Source organism: Streptomyces sp. NPDC006687, from assembly GCF_040636215.1.
GTDB lineage: Bacteria > Actinomycetota > Actinomycetes > Streptomycetales > Streptomycetaceae > Streptomyces.
This window is the reverse complement of sequence record NZ_JBEYJJ010000015.1, coordinates 44,926-64,096: the sequence shown is the minus strand read 5'-3', so window position 1 is coordinate 64,096 and position 19,171 is coordinate 44,926. Positions and strand designations below refer to the sequence as shown.

Here is a 19,171-nt window from a genome sequence, read left to right as displayed (position 1 = left end):
GAGGCGGCCCCTGATGAGCACGTCGATGACGACGGACGCCCTGTCCCGCCGCGTGCTGCGCTACGCCCACGCGCAGGGCACCGGCCGCTCGCAGTTCCCCACCCCGGCCCAGGTCGCCGAGGCGTCCGGCCCGCTCCCCGACGGGGCGGCCGGCGCGGACGCCGCCACGCTGCCGTACGGGACCACCGAGCTGCTGGAGCGGACCGCGTTCCCGGCGGGGCGGGTGGCCGGCGCGGACCGGCGGCCGGAGCGGGCGCTGCTGGCGGCGTTCGGGCTCCAGCGGGCCGAGCTGACCAACCCCTACTTCGAGCACCGCGCGCTGCCCTCCGTACGCAGCCTGTTCCCGGTGCACGCCTTCCTCACCGGCGAGGGCCCCGCCCGGGTCCTGGACGTGCACCGGCACGCGCTGGCGGAGCTCCCGGGCGCGGCCCGCGACACCGCCCGGCGGATCCTGCTGGCCGGCCGCTACACCCGGCTCCCGGCCTTCTACGGCCCGCTGCGCGGCACCCTCACCGAGCTGGAGCTGGGCATCTCGCTGCGCGCGCTCGCGGTGGGCCTGGAACTCTTCGGCGTACCGGGCCGCCTGACGCTGCCCGCCACCGAGGGAGCCCTGACGGAACTGGGCCTCACGGACGGGGAGTGGAGCCTGCCCCTCACCGTGGACCTGGACGGTCCCAGACGGCCCGAGCCGGCCCCGCCGGCGGCTGACAGGGAGCGGCCCCCCACCGCCGACCCCTCCCTCGACGAGATCCTGGCCGTCAACCGCGCGCAGGCCGCCCTCGCCCCCCAGGACCCGGCCCTCCTCACCCCCGCCATCCCGCGCGAGGCGGCCGCCCTCGACCTGAGCTGGGCGGAGGTGCTGTGGGAGCGCGGCTCCGGCCGTATGCCCCGCGGCCTCACCGGCATGGCGGGGCGGCTGCGCCAGGTGCCGGAGGGCTCGCTGGCCGGGGCCACCGCCTGGGCGGCCGTGCCGCCGCCGGGGGAGCTGCTGCGCCGGGTCGCGGAGCACGTGAACGTCACCGTGGCCGTCCAGGCCACCGACGGCTTCGAGGACGGCGTCCACCGCCTCAGCGGCGGCCGGCTGCTGCCGCACCGCCCCGGCGCGGGCGCCCTGGCCGCCCTGGAGCGGGACTACGGCTACAAGCTGGCGCCGGGCAACGGCTGCGATGTCCGGCACGCCTCGGCGGTGTGGTTCTGCTCGGTCCGCCAGCACGGGCTGATCGCCGAACTCGGGCCGGGTGCCTGGACGCTGGCCCAGTACGTGGCCGGCTGGATCACCCAGGGCCTGTGCCTGAACGCCGCCGCCCACGGGCTGTACGCCCGGCCGGCGCGCGCCTTCGACGGGCTCGCCGTCCAGCGGCCACTGGGGCTCGCGCCCGACGAGACCGTCCTGCTGTCCGTCATCAGCGGCACCCCGCGCTTCAACGGACTCCCCCTGGACCTGAGGTTGTGACATGAAGGAAACCACTTACGCATCCACCCCCGCCCCGACGGGCCCCCGGCTCTGGACCGCCTGGCACCTGCACCTGGCCGCCTCCGACCGCTCCGTGGGCGACCGGGTCGTCACCGACGTGGTCGGCCCGGCCACAGCCGGACTGGCGCCCGGCAGCTGGTTCTTCATGCGCTACTGGCAGGGCGGGCCGCACGTCCGCCTGCGCGCCCGCGACCTCGCGCCGCCGGACGCCGCCGCGCTGGGCCGCGTACTCCAGGACCGGCTCGCGGCCGCGAACGTCCTCCTGCCCGGGGAGAAGCCCCTGGACCCCGCCCGGTTCGCCGTGCAGTCCCGGCGGCTGGCCACGGCCGGGGAGGGCGGGGTCCCCGTCGAGGAGCGGGAGCTGCTGGCGCCGGGGGTGTACCCGAGCACGTACGCCCCCGAGTTCGAGCGCTACGGCGGGCCCGCCCTGATCGAGGTCTCCGAGGACCTGTTCGGCACGTCCAGCGAGCTGTGCCTGGCCTTCCTGCGCACCCGCCCCTCCGACCGGGCGCGTACGGCGCTCGCCCTGCGGGCCACGGCGGTCGCCGCCTCCGTGCTCGACGCCGGGCTGTTCGCCGCCTTCGGGGCCGGCTCGTGGAGCGACTGGGCGCTGCGGGCGGGCTACCCGCAGGAGGTGCTGACGGGGCTGGAGGCGGAGTGCGTCGTCGCGGCCGACCGGCTCGCCGCCGAAGGCCATGACCTGGTCGCGCGGGCCACCAGCTCCCCCGGACCGCTGCGCGCCTGGCGGACGGCGCTGGCGCGGGCGGTGGCCGGACCGCTCGGCGCGGAGGGGACGTACACGGCGCGGATCGTCTTCTCCCACGTCCACATGCTCCACAACCGGCTCGGCCTGGGCACGCTCGACGAGCTCCGCAGCTACCTCCTCCTGGCCCGCCAGTCCGGCGCCCCGGCACAGGTGACCGCGCCGGCGCCCACCCCGACCACCCCCCTCCCCACCGCAGCGAGGACGGCATGACGACGACGGCAACCACCACCCCCTCCGCCCTGTCCCGGCCGGACTTCACCGCGCTCGGCCGGCTGACCGCCGACCCGGAGGGGTTCCGCGCCGGCCCGCCGGCCGAACCGGTGGTGTTCCGCGCCCCCGGCGGCTTCGCGGACCTCTTCGGCTGGGCCGCCCTCGACGCCACCCTCGCGGCGTCCGGCCGCCGCCTGCCCGACTTCCGCGTCATCAGCGGCGGCGCCCAGATCGCCGACCAGCGCTACACCCGCCCCACGCTGATGTACGCGGACGCACCTGACGTACGCAGGACGGCCGGTGAACTCGCCGAGGGCGCCTCGCTGGTGATGCAGGGCCTCCAGGAGTACAGCGAGCCCCTCGCCCGCTTCACCCGCCGGCTGGCCCACGACACCTCGCGGCCGGTGCACGTGAACGCGTACGTCACCCCGCCCAAGTCCCAGGGCTTCGCGGCCCACTTCGACCCCCGCGACTCCTTCGTCGTGCAGGTCGAGGGCAGCAAGGTGTGGACCCTGCGCGAGCCGGTGCTGCCCGCCCCGCTCGCCCACGAGTCCTGGGACCGGCTGCGCGAGCGCCCCGAGTGGACGACGGAGCGCCTGAAGGCCATGGAGCCGTGGAAGGTGCTCACCCTGGAGCCCGGCGACGTGCTGTGGCTGCCGCGCGGCTGGGTGCACTCGGCGCGCAGCGAGGGCGTCTCCTCCCTGCACCTGACCCTGAGCCTGACGGCGTGGACCGAGCACTGGGCGGTGGGCGAGCTGCTGTCGCGCATCGTGGAGGTGCCCGGCCGTACGGCCTTCCCCGCCGACTTCGTACGGGACCCCGCCACCGCCGCCGAGGCGGTGGGCCGGCTGCGCCGGGGCCTGGCCGACTGGTTCGCCGGGACCTCCGACGAGGAGCTGGCCGGGCTCCTGGCCAAGGGCGCGATCGGCACGTTCCCGGCACCGCTGCGCCAGGTCTCGGCGGTGCTGGCCGACGAGGCGATCACCCGCGACACGGTGTTCGAGGTCCACCGCGAGACGGTGCTCAGGGCCGTCGTGGAGGGCGGACACCTCGTGCTCCACCTCGCGGACCGGGTGCTGGCCTTCCCCGAGGCGGCCGCCCCCGTCCTGGCGCAGCTGCTTGACCGACCCCGTTTCACCCCGGCGGAACTCCCCGTCGCCGAGGACGTCGTCCGCCGGCTGTGGCACGAGGGGCTCCTCACCCGCGTCTGACCCGCCCGACCGCCCCGTGCGCCTTCCCCCGGCGCACGGGGCGGGCATCCCCCTCACTCCCGAAGGAGACCGCAATGAACTCCCGTCCCCTGATCACCGTCGCCCTGGTCGTCGTCCTCACCCTGGCCGTCGTCGTCGCCATCGGCGCACTGCCCCACGACGTACAGCCGCTGCCCCGCATCCTGGCCCTGGCGGCCGGCATCTCCACCGTGATCTACACCCTCCGCCGTCCGCGCGGCGGCGCCGTCCCGAAGGCGTCCCGCTAGGAGACGTCCGGCGGGACGGTGAAGATCCGGTCCAGGTGGTGGCGCAGCACCGCGGCGGCCGCCGCGGGCCCGCGCTGGCCCACCAGGACGCTCGTGCCCAGGGTCCCCGCCATGGCGAGCAGGCTGACGGCCTCCAGGCGCGCGTCCGCCCCGGGGTCGGCCAGGCCCGCCTCCTGCGCGCCCGCGATCAGCCCGGCCAGGGCGTCCTCGGCCGCGTCCGGGTTGTCGATGAACGGCTGGGCAGCCAGGGCCTCGTCGGTCACGGAGAGGATCGCGTACGAGGTGTAGAGCAGGTGGAAGGTGCGGCCCTCCTCGTCGGTGGGCAGTGACGCCATCAGCAGCGCCTCGGCGGTCGCCCGCGGGCCCGGGGCCGGCCCGGCGGCGGCCAGGCGGGCGCCGACGCGGGCGGTGAACCGGTCGGTGAGGTGCTGGAGCCCGTAGAGGAGCAGCTTCTCCTTGGTCTCGAAGTAGTACTGGACCAGCCGCAGCGACACCCCCGCCTCGGCGGCCACGTCCCGCATGCCGACGGCGTGCAGTCCGCGCCGCCCGGCGACCCGTACCAGCGCCTCGGCGATCTGCCCGCGCCGTTCCTCGTGGTCCACCCGCTTGGGCATGTCCCGGCTCCTCCGCCCTCGTCCTGCACCGCGTTCATGGTACCGCCGTACCATCATCATGGTACGGTCGTACCACGAAGACCGGACGAGCAACCCGGAGGTACCGCCGTGCCCACCAGCGCCGACATCCGCACCGACACCACGGCCCGCGCGCGCCGCGACCTCGGCCGCTACGTCAGCGAGGAACTCCGCGACCGCTACTTCGCCGCCTGCGACGCCCTCTACGCGATGGGCGCACCCCTCCGCTCCGAGACCGACGTGGAGACCAGCTTCGGCACCACGCACGTCTACCGCTACGGCCCCGCCGACCCGGCGGCCGAGTCCCGTACGCCCGTCGTCCTCATCCACGGCTCCGGCGGCTGCTCCGCCCAGTGGTACCCCAACACCCCCGCGCTCAGCGCCGAACGCCCCGTCTACGCCCTCGACACCCCCGGCGACCCCGGCCGCAGCGTCCACCGCGAGCCCATGTGGCAGCCCGAGCGCGCCGCGCAGTGGCTGGACGAGGCCCTCGACGCGCTCGGCCTGGACCGGGTCCACCTCGTCGGCTCCTCCTACGGGGGCTGGCTCGTCATCAACCAGGCCCACCTGCGGCCCGGCCGGCTCGCCTCCGTCACCGCGCTCGACCCGGGCGGACTGGAGAAGGTGGGCCTGCGCTTCTTCGTCTGGATCTTCGCCAGCCTCTTCGCCACCTTCGCCCCCAAGCCCCTGCGCCCGGCCCTGGCCAAGTGGCTGGAGCAGCCGGTGCTGGTCGTCCCGGAGCTGCGCCGCTGGATCCAGGCCGGCGTGCGGGCCTTCCGCATCCGCCGTCCGGCGCCGCTGCCGCTGACCGACGCCGAACTGGGGTCCATCCGTACGCCGTTCTACCTGGTCATGGGCAAGCGCAGCCTTCTGGTGCACCCCAAGCGGCAGCTGGAGCGGGTCCCGAGGATCATCCCCGGAGCCCGCGCCGAGATCATCGCGGCCACCGGCCACGGCCCCCAGCTCGACCACCCCGACGTGGTCAACGCCCGGATGCTGGCCTTCATGGACGAGGCCGACACCGCCCACGGTCCCGGCACGCGGGGGTGACCGTCGGGCCGTCTCCTCGTTTGGCATCCGCACACGATGACGAAGCGGAGGCCGGCCATGACCCGACGACGGACGACGGACCCCGGGCGCCCCACCCTGGACAACCCGGACGACGTGCGCTCAGCGGCCCTCTCCCTCGCCGAGGGCCGGGCCGTCGCGCACGGCTTCGGCAACTTCTACGCCCTCACCGCCCGCCCCGACCGGGCGGTGGTCGAGCGCGTCAACCGGATGAAGGGCCGCCCGCACGCGCAGGTCGGGAGCGTGACCACGGTCCGCGAGCGCGTCACCTCGCTCTTCGACTGGAGCCGGCTGCCGGCCGCCGTCCGGCGCCGGCAGGTCGAGGACCTCATCGAAGACCTCTTCTCCCTCGGCCCGTTCGGCTTCCGCGGCCCGGCCGCCACCCGCATCCCCGGCCACCTCACCGCCACCCACGACGGCGTGCCCACCGTGCAGCTCATCGCCCCCGGCTACCGCTGCCCGTCCAACGCGTTCCTCGCCGCGGCCCTGGACCGCACCGACAGCGACTTCCTCGCCGTCACCTCGGTGAACCCCTCGCGCCACCGCACCGGCGCCGCGTACGAACCGGCCCACTGGCGCGCCGAGGGAGTCCTCGCCGACTTCGGCCACGAGCCCGGCGTCACCCTCCTGGCCCACGAGGACGAGGCGGCCGCCCGCCGGCGCCACCCCCACCACGCCCCGACCTCGACGACGGTCCTGTCCTTCCACCACACGACCGCCCGAGGCCGCTCCGGCCTGCCCGCGCTCACCCTGGAACGCCACGGCTCGCTCTCGGCCGCGCACACCCGGGCGGTGGCCGCCAACCACGGCTTCGCCCTCACCCTCGCCCCCCGGGCCGCCCACCCCCTGAGGCCGCGCGCCTACGCGCAATGATCTCGGGTCCGGGCCAGCTTGTTCAGCGCCTGCACCCGGGAGCTGATGCCGAGCTTGCGGTAGGCATTGTGCAGATGGCGTTTGACGGTCGCCTCGGTGATCTCGAACCGCCGGCCGATCTGCCGGTTCGTCAGCCCTTCCCGGACCGCGGCGAGGATCTCCCGTCTGCAGCGCGAGCGCCGTCAGCAGCGGGGAGCCCCACCGCGCAGCCGCCCGCCACGACGGCCAGCGGGGGCCGGGAGGGCCGGCGCCGGGAGGGCCGGGATCTGTTGCGTTGCCATGGATCGGCATCGTGGCCCGCGGAATCAGGGCGCGGCAACGGGGGGAAACGAAGGGTCGAGAAGGCGTACGGATCACGTACGGCCAAAGGTGCAGACGCGCCCGACGCGCCGGCGAGGGGCCCGGGGCCCCTGGGCCCTCAGGCGGAGGCCGGGGGCTCGGTGCGTTCGGCGGCGCGCCGGTATTCGGCGTTGAGGCGCTGGGCTTCCTCCAGCTGGTCCTCGAGGATCACGATGCGGCAGGCGGCCTCGATGGGCGTGCCCTGGTCGACGATCTCCCGGGCGCGCGCGGCGATCCGCAGCTGGTAGCGGGAGTACCGGCGGTGGCCGCCGGCGGAGCGGAGCGGGGTGATGAGGCGGGCGTCCCCGAGAGCGCGGAGGAAGCCCTGCGTGGTGCCGAGCATTTCGGCGGCCCGGCCCATGGTGTAGGCGGGGTAGTCGTCGTCGTCGAGACGGTCGAACGATTCGTCCGCTGTCATTGAACCTCTCTCATGGAACGCGTGGAGGGGCCTTGGCGCCGTACTGGCACCAAGGCCCCGAAGGAACTACTACACCATCTGCCGGCCACTAGTCCTGCGCCGGCCTTCTGTTTCCGCGGACCCGCCCGAACGGGGACAGGGTCTGCGGGGATCGCGGTTGCCTGACCGGAGACCACCTCACTGTCGATAGTCCTGCGGTACCCGGACTCACGAACTGCGTCCGGGCGATCCTGATGGCGCTCGGCTCCTCCGTTCTTCCCTCGGTGATGAACTGCTTTTCAACGGATACTGCGGGTACTGCCTACTACGGGTACTGCTTTCCAACGGGTACTGCGCACTGCTGGTACTGCGTACTGCGGTACTGCTGCCCGGCAGTTCGTCTCTGCCGGGCCCTGCGGACTTTCTGGCTACGAGAGAAACCATAGCCACGCCAGCGCCCAATGTCTACTGCGGCGAGTGCAGATTTTTGGCCGTGCCGGGGTGAGGAAGATGTGCGTGGTCGGTCCAACCCGGGGAGCGGAGCCCCCGCCGCAGGTCAGCGGGGTGCGGACGGGGACCCGTCAGGTTGTTTCCGTCCGGTCGGGGTACCGGCCACCGGCCGGCGCGGACGGTGCATAGAATCGGCTTCTATGTCGAAGCCTGACGAGCTGCTCGTTGACATCGCCGCACTGGTGGAGTCCGGGCCGAGCAATCAGATGTCCCTCACCGTGGTCGTCGACGGCAGCGTGATCACCGGAAGGCTGGCTCCTGAAGCCGTATGGAGGCAGCGGGTGTCGGAAGTCCTGACGGACTCCCCCCGGCTGGGCCAGTTCGCCGGCGCCTTCGCCGCTCCGGAACCCAGGGAGGGGCCGCCCACCCATCTGCACTTCCACGTCGCCCGTATCCTCCAGGGCCCCGTGGGGATTCCGGAGACGGGCGGGATGTACCGCGTCTCGATCGCGGACGTCAGCGCCTGGACCGTGGGCGACTTCAGCTACTCCGACCGCTGACCCCTCCACGGCCGGAGAGGGTCGTGGACGAGCCCCGGATACGAGTAAGGGCCCGACCGGCGTGTGCCGGTCGGGCCCTTACTCGTCGTACGTGCGATGCCGGGTCCTACCGGCCCGGCCGCCCTGCCGTCAGGCGGACGCCGGCGCGCCGAGCGCCGCGGACGCCTGCTGGAGCGCGCTGGGGACGGGCCCGGCGGCCTCGGCGAGGGTGCGGACGGTGAAGCCGAGGCGGGCCATGGCCCGGACGACTTCACCGGCACTGAAGTCACGCCGGTCCTGGCGGGTGATGACCTCGCCGACCTGCTTGACGGGGTAGACGCGGCGGCCGATGATCACGGAATCGCCGGTGATCTCTTCCGGTTTGACGCCCTTCATGGACTCCAGGACGCCGTTCTTGGTCAGGTCGAACGGAAAGCGGGCGATGACACAGCGCACGGTGCCTCACAGAGGTTCGGAGGGGAAGGTCGTGGGTGATGAGTGTTTCAGAGGCCCGCGGCGGGGGCCAGGGCCGCACTCCGGCGGTCACGTAGCCGGACCCGGTCCGTGTACGTGTCGCCCTCGTGGATGGCGAGGAGCTCGGCCCGCGTGACCCGCCCCGTACGCAGGCCGTCCGCGTCGCAGACGATCAGGTGACCGGTGCGGGCGCTGGCCATCACCGCCAGCGCCACTTCCACCGTCATGTCGTCGCTGACCTGCGGTCCGGCAGCCTCGGGGGAGCCGTGCGCGGAGCGGGGGTGCGTCTGGAACGGCGTCAAGGGTGCCTCCCGGGCAGGTGGGGTCGGTTTCCTGGTCACGGGGTGCTCAGGCCGCCGTGCCGAAGGCGGGACGCGGCCGCCTGCGGCCCCGGTCGCGGGAGGCGCCGCCGGCCCGGGGACCCCTGGCCGCCGGCGCGGTGATCCGGACCGGGACCCCCGAGGGGATCCGGGAGCCGGTGATGCGGTTCAGGGCCTCTTCACCCGAGCGGACCTGGGCGGCCTGCGGGACGATGCCCGCGGCGGCCATCAGACGGACCGCGCCACGGCGCTGGCTCGGGGTGACCAGCGTGACGACGCTGCCGGACTCACCGGCGCGCGCGGTGCGCCCGCCGCGGTGGAGGTAGTCCTTCGGGTCGGTCGGCGGATCGACGTTCACGACGAGGTCGAGGTTGTCGACGTGGATGCCCCGCGCCGCCACGTTCGTCGCGACGAGCACCGTGACGTGGCCGGTCTTGAACTGGGCGAGGGTGCGGGTGCGCTGGGGCTGGGACTTCCCGCCGTGCAGCGCGGCCGCCCGTACGCCGCTGCTCAGCAGGTGCTCGGTCAGGGCGTCGACGGCGTGCTTGGTGTCGAGGAACATCATCACCCGTCCCTCGCGCGCCGCGATCTCCGTCGTCACCTGCTGCTTGTCGGAGCCGTGGACGTGCAGCACGTGGTGCTCCATCGTCGTCACCGCGCCGGCCGAGGGGTCCACGGAGTGCACCACCGGGTCGCTCAGGTAGCGGCGCACCAGCAGGTCCACGTTGCGGTCCAGAGTGGCCGAGAACAGCATCCGCTGGCCTCCGGGGCGGACTCGGTCCAGGAGCGCCGTGACCTGGGGCATGAACCCCATGTCGGCCATCTGGTCGGCTTCGTCCAGGACGGTGACCGCGACCTGGTCCAGCCGGCAGTCGCCGCGGTCGAGGAGGTCCTTCAGCCGGCCGGGCGTCGCCACGACGACCTCGACGCCCGCGCGCAGCGCCCCGGCCTGCCTGCCGAGCGGCACGCCGCCGACGAGGGTGGTCAGCCGCAGCTTCACGGAGCGGGCGTACGGGGTGAGAGCGTCGGTGACCTGCTGGGCCAGCTCCCGGGTGGGGACGAGGACCAGCGCGAGCGGCTGGCGGGGTTCGGCCCGCTGCCCGGCCGTACGGGCCAGCAGCGCGAGACCGAACGCCAGGGTCTTGCCGGAGCCGGTGCGGCCACGGCCGAGGACGTCACGGCCCGCGAGGGTGTTGGGCAGCGTGGCTCCCTGGATGGGGAACGGCACGGTCACCCCCTGCACGCCGAGGGCGGCCAGCAGCTCGGCCGGCAGATCGAGATCGCCGAAGGCCCCGACGGCGGGCAGCCCGGGCGTGACGGTCTCCGGCAGCGCGAATTCGCCCCCGACCGGGACGGCCCGGCGCTCGTAACCCCCCGGACGGCGCGGCGCCGACGACCCGAAACGGCCGCCGCCACCGGAACCCCCGGCGGGGGCGAAACTCCGGCCACCCGTCTGGCTGCGGCTGCGCGAGGAATGGCCTGTCATACGTGTGCGGTTCATGGCGGAACCTTCTTTGATGCGGCACGTATCAAGGAATTCTCGCAGCGGAAACGCGGCGTAAGGAATCACGAGACCGGACCGAATGGAATGCGTGAGCGATTCTGACCCGCAGCGATTTCCTGGGGTCCGGGAATTCCGTGCCCCGCGGGCGGAGGCCCTGCGGGGGGACACGCGCAGCTGGGGCCCGCACCCCGAGGGATGCGGGCCCCAGCTGCGACGACGTGTCAGCGTCAGGCGGGAACGATGTTCTCGGCCGTCGGGCCCTTCTGGCCCTGCGCGATGTCGAAGGTGACGGACTGGCCTTCGCGCAGCTCGCGGAAGCCCTGGGTGGCGATGTTCGAGAAGTGGGCGAACACGTCAGCGCCGCCACCGTCCTGCTCGATGAAGCCGAAACCCTTTTCCGCGTTGAACCACTTAACGGTGCCAGATGCCATGTCGATCTCCTTTGGGGCAGTTACACCGGCTCCCGCACTGTGCGGAAGCCGTGTCGCCGTGATGATGCCCCGCCGGAAGAATCCGGTAGAAAGTTTCTTGGGTACCAAAACTGCAACTGAGAACGACAGTAGCACGGCACAGTCGGCTGCGTCGGGACAAAAATCCCCCCGGCGCGGACACCCCAGAAATCCTCCCGGCGACTCCCGGAAAACTCTCCATCGGTGAAAACAGATTTTGATTACCCGCCGACGGAGCGTTCTCCTCCCACCGCCGACGACGCCGGGACGGCGAAGGGCACTGGTGTGCGGGCCGGACGGAACCGGGTACCGTCTTTGTCATGTTCTTCTGGAGGTCGATTCGCGATTGAGCGCGTGATGGGCCCCTGCGACGTCCTGCGACATCCCCGCCCGTCGCCCGCCGAAGAATCCGTAGCTCACTTCACCTCATGACCGGGAGAACCCGTGACCGACAGCAAGAACATCAACAACCCCGTGGGCCAGGGCGGCGGCCACCGCAAGAAGCTGTCCCGCGCCGAGCGCCAGAACAACGGCCCGCACCGCAACCTCGACCGCCGGAACGCCGCCGACCGCAAGGCGGAGCTGGTGCGCAAGATGCGCGAGAAGACGGACACGGCCGAGACCGCCGCCCAGACGGGCGACGACACCGCCCAGAGCTGACCCGCCGCCAGGTCATCGGGTACGCCGGGCGCCCGGACCGCGGGCGCCGGCCGGACCGGGTGCGGTGGGTCGTTCACTCCGTGTCCGGCAGCCAGGCGTTGTTGTTCTCGTTGTACCAGTACCTGTGGCCGGTCTTCAGGGCGACCGTGCGGAACGGGCGGCCGTGGTCGTCGATGCGGGTGGTGCCCTGGCGGTCGCCACTGCTCCACGCCAGCTCCAGGTACCAGCTGACGTCCTGACCGAGGGTGGCGGCGTCGATGTTCAGCACCTGGGGGTCGGTGCTGGAGACCTTGTACGGGAAGTCGGTCGAGGCCGTCGGCCGCTCGCCCTCCTTGCCCGGTACGGGCCTGGCCCTCGGCGAGGCGTCGTCCAGGTCCACGGCGAAGGACGCCGGCACCAGCGCGCCGCCGCAGCCGGCGCCCATCGTGTACGCGTTCCAGCCGGGCGCCTTGCGGCCGCTCACGACGTGGACGTACAGCGCGTGCAGGACCGCGGGCTTGCCCTCGGTGCCCTGGACGGTCAGCTGCATGCGCAGGTGCCCCGCCGGGACGGCGTCCAGGGCCCGGGCCCACCCTTCGGTCGCCTGCCCGGCAGGGGGCGGCGGGACCGTACCGGGTGCCTTGTCCAGGGCGAACCACTGGTCGCAGGGGCTGTCCCAGTTGTCGGGCCGGACGTTGACCGTGAACGGGGCGGTGAGGGAGGCCCCCTTCTTGTCGCCGGCCGGCGAGGTGGACGCGGACGTCGCGGAGGGGGACGACGGTCCGGGACCGGTCGGGGGCGCGGAATCGGCGCTGGGCACGGGTGACGACGACCCGCCGGACGGCAGGGCCGGGCCCGCCGCCGCACGCTCGCGCGAGGACGGCTCGACGGCGCCGTGGCGCGGGTCCCCGGGACCCGAATCCCCCAGGGCGGAGACGGCGGCGGCGGTCCCCGCCACCACGGCGGTGGCCACGGCGGCCGCGACGGCGAGCAGCAGCCGGGGCCGCCGGGCCCCCGGCACGGAACCCCGGGCGGAGCCCGGCCGGATCAGGGCGGCGGGGGCGTCCGCGGCTGCCTCCGTCTCCGGTGCAGGACCGGCCGCCTCCGCCGCCGACGCGGCCCCGGGCGCCTGCGCGAGAGCCGGGGCGGGTGCCTCCGCCGGTTCCGGCGAGGGAGCGGGGACGGGCGCCGGTGCGGGCGCCTTGACGGCGGGTCCGGGTGCAGGGGCCGACGCCTCCACGACAGGCCCGATCGCAGAGGCGGCTGCCTCCACGGCAGGCCCGGGCGCCGGGGCGGACCGGGACACGGATTCCGGGGCGGACCAGGCCGCGGACTCCGGAGCGGGTGCGGGGCCGATCTCCGCGTCGGTCTCCGCCTCCGCAGCCCGGCCCCCCGCCACGGCCCCCACCGCCGACGCAGACGGCACCTCCGGCGCGGCGTCACCGCCCGGCGTCGCCGCGGAGTTGGCCGCCCCCGCCCCCGGAGGCTGCCCCTCCGTCACTCCCCTCCGCCGCTCCACCAGCGCCAGCAGCCACTGCCGGTGCAGCGCGACCAGTTCGTCGGCCGAGGCACCACACACCCGGGCGAACCGCTCCACCGGGGCGTAGTCCGTGGGCACCGCCGCGCCGCTGCAATAGCGGTGCAGCGTCGAGGTGCTGGAGTGCAGACGCTTCGCGAGCGTGCCGTAGCTGCGCCCCGAACGCTCTTTGATTCCGCGCATCAGCTGCGCGAACCGCTCCGTCTCCGTGGTCATTCCACCCTCCCCCTCATCCCGGAAGCACGTTCCAGGCGCGCCCGATCGCCCAGGTGAGAAGGGTCGCGAGCGTTCCAGGGTCCCAACTATCCCGGTCAGGACGCCACTGGGACAAAACCAGCCCCACAGTGGGGTCATCAGCCGGCCGGACCGGCGAGCGGATCAGGCGGTCGCACCGGGAGGGCCCCCACCCGCCCCACCGACCGCAGCCGACCGGAACAGCCGGCCCCACCCCACGTCTCGTCAGCGACGAAGCACAAGACGCCGTCTGACGACCGCACCGATACGGAGAGTTCCCCATGCGCACCTACCGACTCCGCACCACCGCCCTGGCCACCGCCACCGCCGGCCTCGCTCTGGCCCTGACCGCCTGCGGCGGCTCGGACACCGCCGGCGGGCCGACCGGAAACCCCGCCGCGACCAAGAGCGCGGACACGCCGGTCTCGACCGGTACCGCGACGCCGTCCGGGGAGGGCGCCTCCACCGCGGGGTCCGCCGGCAAGGTCACCGGAACCGGCACGGCCAACGCCACCCCGGCGAAGGCCGGTCCGGGCGGCAAGAACACGGGGGGCACCACCGGTGACTCCTACGCCTACACCCACCCCTGCTCGGCGCGCGACCTGACCGTCAAGGTCTCGTCCCCGACGGGCACTCCGGCCACCGTCCGCGTCATCACCGTGACCAACAACGGTGCCACCTCCTGCGGTCTGGACTACTTCCCCACCGTCGGCTTCAGTGCCAAGGGCGGCGCCCTCGGTCTCCAGGCCACCGCCCCCGGCGGACTGGGCGGCGCCCCGGCCTACCCGGTGCACCCCGGCGCCACCGCGTACGCGGCCGTGGACCTCGACCCGTCGGGCGGCACCGGCCCCGTGGCCGACGAGATCAACGTCCTGGCCGACAAGGAGCACATGCCGAACGCGGACGGCGTCAGCCTCCGGCTGACCAAGCCGGGCAGCGTGGCCAACCCGAAGGTCGGTCTGTACCGCACCACCACCCACGACGCGCTGAACGCCTTCTGAACGCAGCCCCGGGGAGCTGGACGACCGTTGTGGCACGGCGGCAGATCAGCCGCGCCACTCGACCAGGACGAGGGTGGCGTCGTCCGAGGTGGCTTCGCCGCGTGCTCGCTTGAGCGTGTGGGACAGGTCCCGGGCCACCGCTCGGACTCCCCGGTCCGCCTTCTCCAGCTGGTTCACCCAGTCGATCAGCTGGTCCTCGCCGAACTGTTCCTGCCCGCTCTCGTGCTCCTCGATCAGGCCGTCGGTGAAGCAGAGGACGCGGTCTCCCGGTTCGAGCATCACACTGCTGACCTGTGGCTGTGCTCCTCCGAAGCCCACGGGGAGGGTGGTGGGGCTGTCCAGGCGGCCCATGACACGGTGCTCGCGGATCAGGACGGGGGCGGGGTGTCCCGCGTTGACCCACTGGAGACGCCCCGTGCCGGTGTCCAGCCGCAGCATCTGCGCGGTGACGAAGTGGTCGGGGGCGAACTGCTCGGACACCGCCCGGTCCATGAAGAGGTAGATCTCGGACAGTTCGACACTGATGCGGCGGGCGTGCCGGTACGCGCCGATGGCGACGGTCGCCATGGTGGCCGCGTCCAGGCCGTGGCCCATGGCGTCGATCACGGCGAGGTGGAGGATGTCGCCGTTCAGGGCGTAGTCGAAGCTGTCGCCGGCCACGTCGTAGGCGGGTTCGAGAACTCCGGCGACGGCGACGCGCGGCATGGCCATGGTCAGCGGTGGCAGGAGCGACCACTGGATCTCCGCGGCGACACTCATCGGCTCGCTGCGGCGGGTGCGGAAGAAGAGGTCGGTGTGGCCGTTCTTGGTCTGCAGCAGGTCGGCGACCAGCCCCGCGATCCTGCGCAGGAGGCGGCGGTCGTCCTCGTCGACCGCGTCCAGGGTGACGGCCAGGACGCCGGCCTGGTCGCCTCCGTCGAGGAGTGGCACGTGGACGCGTACTCCGTCGGCCGTCGCCACCTCGGCCGGGAGCGAGGTGAGGAAGCACCGGCCGGCATCCGAGCCGTCGATGGACAGCGGTTCGCCGCCCGTCAGTCCGTCGGCGAGCAGGGGGACAAGCCTCTGCTGCCCGTAGTCCTGGAGCAGGATCTGCGGATTCCTGCCCCCCAGCCGGCCCACCGTCTCGGCGACGACCAGCCCGACCAGGTGGGGCGGCAGCTCGTGGGCCCGGTCCAGGATCGTTCCCAGGAGACCCTCCCCGAAGCTCTCCGAGCGATCGGGGTCCCCGAGCCGTCCGACGGCCATCCCGTTGCCTCCAACCGAGCGGCGACGACCTCGTCCGGTCCTGCCGTACGGGGCGGGCGCCGCGGCCGCGCGGCCACCGGGTACCGGAGCGGCCCGCACCGCGATGTGGCCTCCAGGATGCTTCTCGGCGGCAGGTCACGCCACCCGGCCACTGCGCGGGGACACCGGTCACGGGTCGCCTGGTCTCCCTCTCCGGGCCCTTTCGAGCCCGCCGGGTCCGGAGACGAACCTGCTCAGTCGCCCTCCTCCTCCCCGGTGGATCAGGGGAGTGCCGAGGGCGATCAGAAGTGCGGCTGCCAGGAGCGGGATCACGGCCTCCATTCCTCACCTGCCGGTGCGTCCCGGCAGCGGGATCATCCGCGCGCCGACGACCGGGTGCGCCGCTGGGTGCGGCCGGGGCGTCGGGGCGGCCCCGCCGTCGGTGTCCCAGGCGTCTTCGCTGCTCCCTCCCTCCCGCATGCGGCGGTCGGCCGCGGCCTCGCCGGACATCAGCGAGCCGGCGGTGAGGACGCTGCCGGGGAGGGCGGCGGCGGTCATCAGCCGGGCCGCGCAGGCGGGTTCGGTCTCGGGGGGTATCACGAGCAGGTCGCACCGGCCGGTCGTGTAGGACAGCAGGATGACCTTGTCCGGGTCCTGCTCGGTGAACCAGCCCACGTGCAGGACGTGGCCGGTGGCGGCGACCTTGTGCGGGATGACGGGCCAGTGCTCGGGGTTCACCAGGACGCGGGTGATGCGGCCCCAGCGTCCTTCGAGGGCGTCGGCCAGCGCCGGCAGCTCGGCCGTCAGGTCGCGAGAACGGGGCCACCAGGAGCCGTCGAGCCGGCCGGCGAGTGTGGTCTCGGGGGTGAGCGTCAAGCGGGCCGGGAGTCCTGGGGTGAGGGCGCGGTTCGCCGTCCTGTCGAGGGTGCTGGTCATGGCGGACCTGCCCCCGGGCCGCCCGACGGCAGCCCGGTTTTTCGTGTTCCCCGGAAATGACACCTGCGTGGAAGCGGGTGCTCGAAGTACTTCCGGTACTTCCAGGGTACGTCTGATCAGCCCGTTTTCAGTCTGATACGGGGAGGTGCTTTCCAGTTCGTACGGGCGCGTGTGCGGCAGCGGGCGGACACGCGGGAGCAGGGGTTACCGTGAAACGACGGCACAGTCGCCCCGCCGGCGGCCTGTCGCCCCCCGGGCGCGGTCGTGACGGGCCGCGGTACCTCACCCGTAGACGAGCGGATCCCTCATGACCGACTCCGACAACCCGCCGCCGTTGCTCCTGCCGGACGAGATCCACCAGGCGGTGCGCCCCGGTACGGCGCTGCTCCGGCTGGAGACGACGCACTCCCGGCAGGGCGTCCTCGACGGGGCATGGTGGCCGCGTACCCGAGACGTGGAGCAGGAGGTTCCCGCGCTGGTGTCCGTGCTGACCGAGCACCTCGGCCCCATCACCCGGGTCGGCCTGGACGCCGCCGCGTGGGACGCGATCCCGACCCGGCTGGTCATCGACGACCGGGTCGTCCACCTCGACTCGTTCCCCGTCGGCGACGACACCGTCCTGATCACCCGGGGGGACAAGGACCACTTCGCGCTCATGGTGGTGCCGCCCGACACGGAGCCCGACGCCGCCCGTACGGCCATGGCCCGCGCGGTCCGCGCCGACAACATCACCCAGGCCACCGAGCTCCTCGTCGCCACGCTTCCCCCGCCGGCGACCGCACAGGGATGATCCGGACGGCGGACATCCGCGAGTGGCGCAACCAGGCCGTGGTGGACCCCGGCGGCCACAAGATCCGCGGACGGGAATCCGTCTACGCCGACACCAGCACCGACGAGCCGGCCATGGCCACGGTCCGAGCCTGAAGGCCCTCGCAGGTCAGTTCCCGTCTCCGTGGAAGTCTGCGTCGGCATCGGCGAGGACGGCTCGGTGGACGTCTTGTATGAGGTGCTGCTGTGCGGTGGTGAGGCCGCAGGGGACGGCTTCTCGGCGGCCGGGCTGATCGTGGTCGCCGCCGATGACCAGGCTGCCGAGGATGCTCTGCTCGGGACCTCCCAGCGCGGAAACCACCGAGGTGGCGGTGCTGTTGAACAGGAGGGCGGTGGCGGGGCCGTAGGCCGTGTCCGTATCGCCGTGGAGGCCGGGGCCACCCCAGCCGGCACGCTGGATGATGAAGCTGTCGGCGTGCGGGGGGCGGCCGCCCTGGTCCAACGGGTCCGGGATCCCGTCGCGGAACTCCAGATGCCCGTCGCCATGGATCACCGCGTAGATGCCGGTCATGGGAAACGCCTGGTTCCGTGCGTCCGGTAGGCGTGTGGTCCGCGAGCGGCAGGGCTGCCGCGACGGTGCCGGGGCGGGACGGGGCAAGGGAGCGCGCCTGTCCGCCCGCCGTGGGGTTGCTTCCATTCTCCATCGTTTTTCGCGAAAGCGACGGTTATCGCGAGGCCGTGCCGGATCCGTTCGTCAGCAGCGGGACCGCGGCGGCCTTGCCGAGGTCCACCCGAACCTTGCCCTGCTGTTCGGCGGCAGCCGTCTCGCGGGCGAGGAAGGTCCCCAGTTCGCCGATGGTGCTCATGAGGGGTGCGGGGAAGACGACGGTGCTGTTCTTGTCCACGCCGATCTCCACCAGGCTCTGCAAGTTGCGCAGTTGCAGTGCGAGCGGGTGGGCCATCATGGTGTCCGAGGCGTCACCGAGCGCTGCGGCCGCCATCGACTCGCCCTCGGCGCTGATGATCTTGGCCCTCTTCTCCCGTTCGGCTTCCGCCTGGCGGGCCATGGCGCGCTTCATACTGTCGGGCAGCTGGATGTCCTTCAGTTCCACCAGGGTGACTTCCACGCCCCAGTCGGCGGTGGTGATGTCGAGGATCCCCCGGATGCCGACGTTGATGCGGTCGGTCTCCGAGAGGGTCTCGTCCAGGGTGTGCTGTCCGACCACCTTGCGCAGTGTGGTCTGCGCGATCTGGTTGATGGCCGCGCCGACGTTCTCGACGGAGATGACCGACTTCACCGCGTCGACGACGCGGAAGTAGGCGACCGCTGACACGTCGACGCTGACGTTGTCCCGGGTGATGATGCCCTGGGACTGGATGGGCATGGTGACGATCCGCAGCGACACCCGGTGCAGGACGTCGACGAACGGCACGATCAGCCGTAGCCCCGGCTCGCGGGTGCCGGCCAGCCGCCCGAACCGGAACAGCACACCCTTCTCGTACTGCCTGACGATCTTGACGGCCATTGCCAGCCCCAACACGGCCACCACGGCCAGGACGACCAGAGCGAAGATCAGAACGTTCACGGTGCTGCTCCTCAGAACGAGGACCACGTCACGCCCGCGAGGTCCCTCGGCGGCGTTCGCAGAGGCTGTTCCTGCTCCGCCCGGAGGGCCGAGTGGGTGCGGCGCAGGTGACCGGCCCTCCACCCCCAGCATCGCGCAGGCCGCCGGCGCTGGGCAGGGCCGAACGGTCCACTGCCGCCCTGGACCCGTCCGGGCCGTCAGCCGTCGCGGCGGCCATCAGGCGGGCCGCGGCTGCGGGTGTGTCGCGCGGGCCGGTCTTCTCCGGAGGCGGGGG

The 19,171-nt window shown here is 73.1% G+C and carries 22 protein-coding genes and 1 pseudogene; 11 read left to right on the top strand and 12 right to left on the bottom strand.

What is annotated here, in order from left to right; genetic code table 11:
* Positions 1-13 precede the first annotated feature (13 nt).
* The 4 genes from ABZ716_RS19495 to ABZ716_RS19480 all read left to right on the top strand — a co-directional run bounded on the left by ABZ716_RS19495 (position 14) and on the right by ABZ716_RS19480 (position 3,927).
* Positions 14-1,453: a hypothetical protein gene (locus tag ABZ716_RS19495; protein WP_358960335.1), complete on the top strand. Its 1,440-nt coding sequence runs from the start codon at positions 14-16 to the stop codon at positions 1,451-1,453.
* Between the two features lies 1 nt (position 1,454).
* A complete protein-coding gene (locus tag ABZ716_RS19490) occupies positions 1,455-2,450 on the top strand; it encodes a thiopeptide-type bacteriocin biosynthesis protein (protein ID WP_358960332.1) in 996 nt (331 codons plus the stop codon).
* A complete protein-coding gene (locus tag ABZ716_RS19485) occupies positions 2,447-3,661 on the top strand; it encodes a cupin domain-containing protein (protein WP_358960329.1) in 1,215 nt (404 codons plus the stop codon). The genes ABZ716_RS19490 and ABZ716_RS19485 overlap by 4 nt, the downstream gene beginning before the upstream one ends.
* 74 nt (positions 3,662-3,735) lie before the next feature.
* Entirely contained in the window at positions 3,736-3,927 is a 192-nt protein-coding gene (locus ABZ716_RS19480; RefSeq protein WP_358960326.1) for a hypothetical protein, read from the top strand.
* Here the strand turns inward: ABZ716_RS19480 and ABZ716_RS19475 are convergent.
* Positions 3,924-4,541 (bottom strand): TetR/AcrR family transcriptional regulator, encoded by a 618-nt coding sequence (locus tag ABZ716_RS19475; RefSeq protein WP_358960323.1) that lies wholly within the window; start codon positions 4,539-4,541, stop codon positions 3,924-3,926. The genes ABZ716_RS19480 and ABZ716_RS19475 overlap by 4 nt on opposite strands.
* Positions 4,542-4,649: 108 nt before the next feature.
* Here ABZ716_RS19475 and ABZ716_RS19470 point away from each other — a divergent pair, with 108 nt between their 5' ends.
* Both ABZ716_RS19470 and ABZ716_RS19465 read left to right on the top strand, forming a co-directional pair.
* Positions 4,650-5,609, top strand: coding sequence for an alpha/beta hydrolase (locus ABZ716_RS19470; RefSeq protein ID WP_358960320.1), 960 nt, complete (start codon positions 4,650-4,652; stop codon positions 5,607-5,609).
* A gap of 57 nt (positions 5,610-5,666) precedes the next feature.
* Positions 5,667-6,500, top strand: coding sequence for a hypothetical protein (locus tag ABZ716_RS19465; RefSeq protein ID WP_358809600.1), 834 nt, complete (start codon positions 5,667-5,669; stop codon positions 6,498-6,500).
* On the opposite strand, the gene ABZ716_RS19460 is transcribed toward ABZ716_RS19465, so the two are convergent.
* Together ABZ716_RS19460 and ABZ716_RS19455 are read right to left on the bottom strand one after the other, a co-directional pair.
* Positions 6,488-6,658: a LuxR C-terminal-related transcriptional regulator gene (locus tag ABZ716_RS19460; RefSeq protein WP_358960461.1), complete on the bottom strand. Its 171-nt coding sequence runs from the start codon at positions 6,656-6,658 to the stop codon at positions 6,488-6,490. The genes ABZ716_RS19465 and ABZ716_RS19460 overlap by 13 nt on opposite strands.
* A gap of 260 nt (positions 6,659-6,918) precedes the next feature.
* On the bottom strand, positions 6,919-7,257 hold the full coding sequence (locus tag ABZ716_RS19455; protein WP_351891902.1) for a MerR family transcriptional regulator: 339 nt from the start codon (positions 7,255-7,257) through the stop codon (positions 6,919-6,921).
* 629 nt (positions 7,258-7,886) lie between these two features.
* Here ABZ716_RS19455 and ABZ716_RS19450 point away from each other — a divergent pair.
* Positions 7,887-8,246 carry a hypothetical protein gene (locus ABZ716_RS19450; RefSeq protein ID WP_351891899.1) on the top strand — a complete coding sequence of 120 codons (360 nt, stop codon included), beginning with the start codon at positions 7,887-7,889 and terminating at the stop codon, positions 8,244-8,246.
* A 129-nt stretch (positions 8,247-8,375) separates the two neighbouring features.
* Here the strand turns inward: ABZ716_RS19450 and ABZ716_RS19445 are convergent, their stop codons facing one another.
* The 4 genes from ABZ716_RS19445 to ABZ716_RS19430 all read right to left on the bottom strand — a co-directional run bounded on the left by ABZ716_RS19445 (position 8,376) and on the right by ABZ716_RS19430 (position 10,954).
* On the bottom strand, positions 8,376-8,681 hold the full coding sequence (locus ABZ716_RS19445) for an SCO5918 family protein (protein WP_358809599.1): 306 nt from the start codon (positions 8,679-8,681) through the stop codon (positions 8,376-8,378).
* Positions 8,682-8,728: 47 nt separating this feature from the next.
* Positions 8,729-9,001, bottom strand: a complete 273-nt coding sequence (locus tag ABZ716_RS19440; protein ID WP_358809598.1) for a CBS domain-containing protein — start codon at positions 8,999-9,001, stop codon at positions 8,729-8,731.
* Positions 9,002-9,047: 46 nt separating this feature from the next.
* On the bottom strand, positions 9,048-10,520 hold the full coding sequence (locus tag ABZ716_RS19435) for a DEAD/DEAH box helicase (RefSeq protein WP_358960318.1): 1,473 nt from the start codon (positions 10,518-10,520) through the stop codon (positions 9,048-9,050).
* Positions 10,521-10,750: 230 nt separating this feature from the next.
* Positions 10,751-10,954 carry a cold-shock protein gene (locus ABZ716_RS19430; RefSeq protein ID WP_351891890.1) on the bottom strand — a complete coding sequence of 68 codons (204 nt, stop codon included), beginning with the start codon at positions 10,952-10,954 and terminating at the stop codon, positions 10,751-10,753.
* A gap of 462 nt (positions 10,955-11,416) precedes the next feature.
* Between ABZ716_RS19430 and ABZ716_RS19425 the strand changes: the two genes are divergently transcribed.
* Positions 11,417-11,632 (top strand): DUF6243 family protein, encoded by a 216-nt coding sequence (locus ABZ716_RS19425; RefSeq protein ID WP_355966685.1) that lies wholly within the window; start codon positions 11,417-11,419, stop codon positions 11,630-11,632.
* A 73-nt stretch (positions 11,633-11,705) separates the two neighbouring features.
* Here ABZ716_RS19425 and ABZ716_RS19420 read toward each other — a convergent pair whose 3' ends face one another.
* Positions 11,706-13,364 carry a helix-turn-helix domain-containing protein gene (locus tag ABZ716_RS19420; protein ID WP_358960315.1) on the bottom strand — a complete coding sequence of 553 codons (1,659 nt, stop codon included), beginning with the start codon at positions 13,362-13,364 and terminating at the stop codon, positions 11,706-11,708.
* Positions 13,365-13,663: 299 nt separating this feature from the next.
* On the opposite strand from ABZ716_RS19420, the gene ABZ716_RS19415 reads away from it, so the two are divergent.
* Positions 13,664-14,383, top strand: coding sequence for a DUF4232 domain-containing protein (locus tag ABZ716_RS19415; protein ID WP_358960313.1), 720 nt, complete (start codon positions 13,664-13,666; stop codon positions 14,381-14,383).
* 45 nt (positions 14,384-14,428) lie between these two features.
* Here ABZ716_RS19415 and ABZ716_RS19410 read toward each other — a convergent pair whose 3' ends face one another.
* Together ABZ716_RS19410 and ABZ716_RS19405 are read right to left on the bottom strand one after the other, a co-directional pair.
* Positions 14,429-15,628 (bottom strand): GAF domain-containing SpoIIE family protein phosphatase, encoded by a 1,200-nt coding sequence (locus ABZ716_RS19410; RefSeq protein WP_358809594.1) that lies wholly within the window; start codon positions 15,626-15,628, stop codon positions 14,429-14,431.
* A 324-nt stretch (positions 15,629-15,952) separates the two neighbouring features.
* On the bottom strand, positions 15,953-16,543 hold the full coding sequence (locus ABZ716_RS19405) for a DUF5994 family protein (RefSeq protein ID WP_358809593.1): 591 nt from the start codon (positions 16,541-16,543) through the stop codon (positions 15,953-15,955).
* 307 nt (positions 16,544-16,850) lie between these two features.
* On the opposite strand from ABZ716_RS19405, the gene ABZ716_RS19400 reads away from it, so the two are divergent.
* Together ABZ716_RS19400 and ABZ716_RS19395 are read left to right on the top strand one after the other, a co-directional pair.
* Entirely contained in the window at positions 16,851-17,333 is a 483-nt protein-coding gene (locus tag ABZ716_RS19400; RefSeq protein ID WP_358960311.1) for a DUF5994 family protein, read from the top strand.
* Positions 17,330-17,461 (top strand): annotated as a pseudogene (locus ABZ716_RS19395) (PRC-barrel domain containing protein); the annotation flags it as partial. The gene ABZ716_RS19400 and the pseudogene ABZ716_RS19395, both read left to right, overlap by 4 nt.
* A gap of 19 nt (positions 17,462-17,480) precedes the next feature.
* Here the strand turns inward: ABZ716_RS19395 and ABZ716_RS19390 are convergent.
* Together ABZ716_RS19390 and ABZ716_RS19385 are read right to left on the bottom strand one after the other, a co-directional pair.
* On the bottom strand, positions 17,481-17,882 hold the full coding sequence (locus tag ABZ716_RS19390; protein ID WP_358960309.1) for a hypothetical protein: 402 nt from the start codon (positions 17,880-17,882) through the stop codon (positions 17,481-17,483).
* 154 nt (positions 17,883-18,036) lie between these two features.
* Positions 18,037-18,897, bottom strand: coding sequence for a slipin family protein (locus tag ABZ716_RS19385; RefSeq protein WP_358960306.1), 861 nt, complete (start codon positions 18,895-18,897; stop codon positions 18,037-18,039).
* Positions 18,898-19,171: the final 274 nt, after the last annotated feature.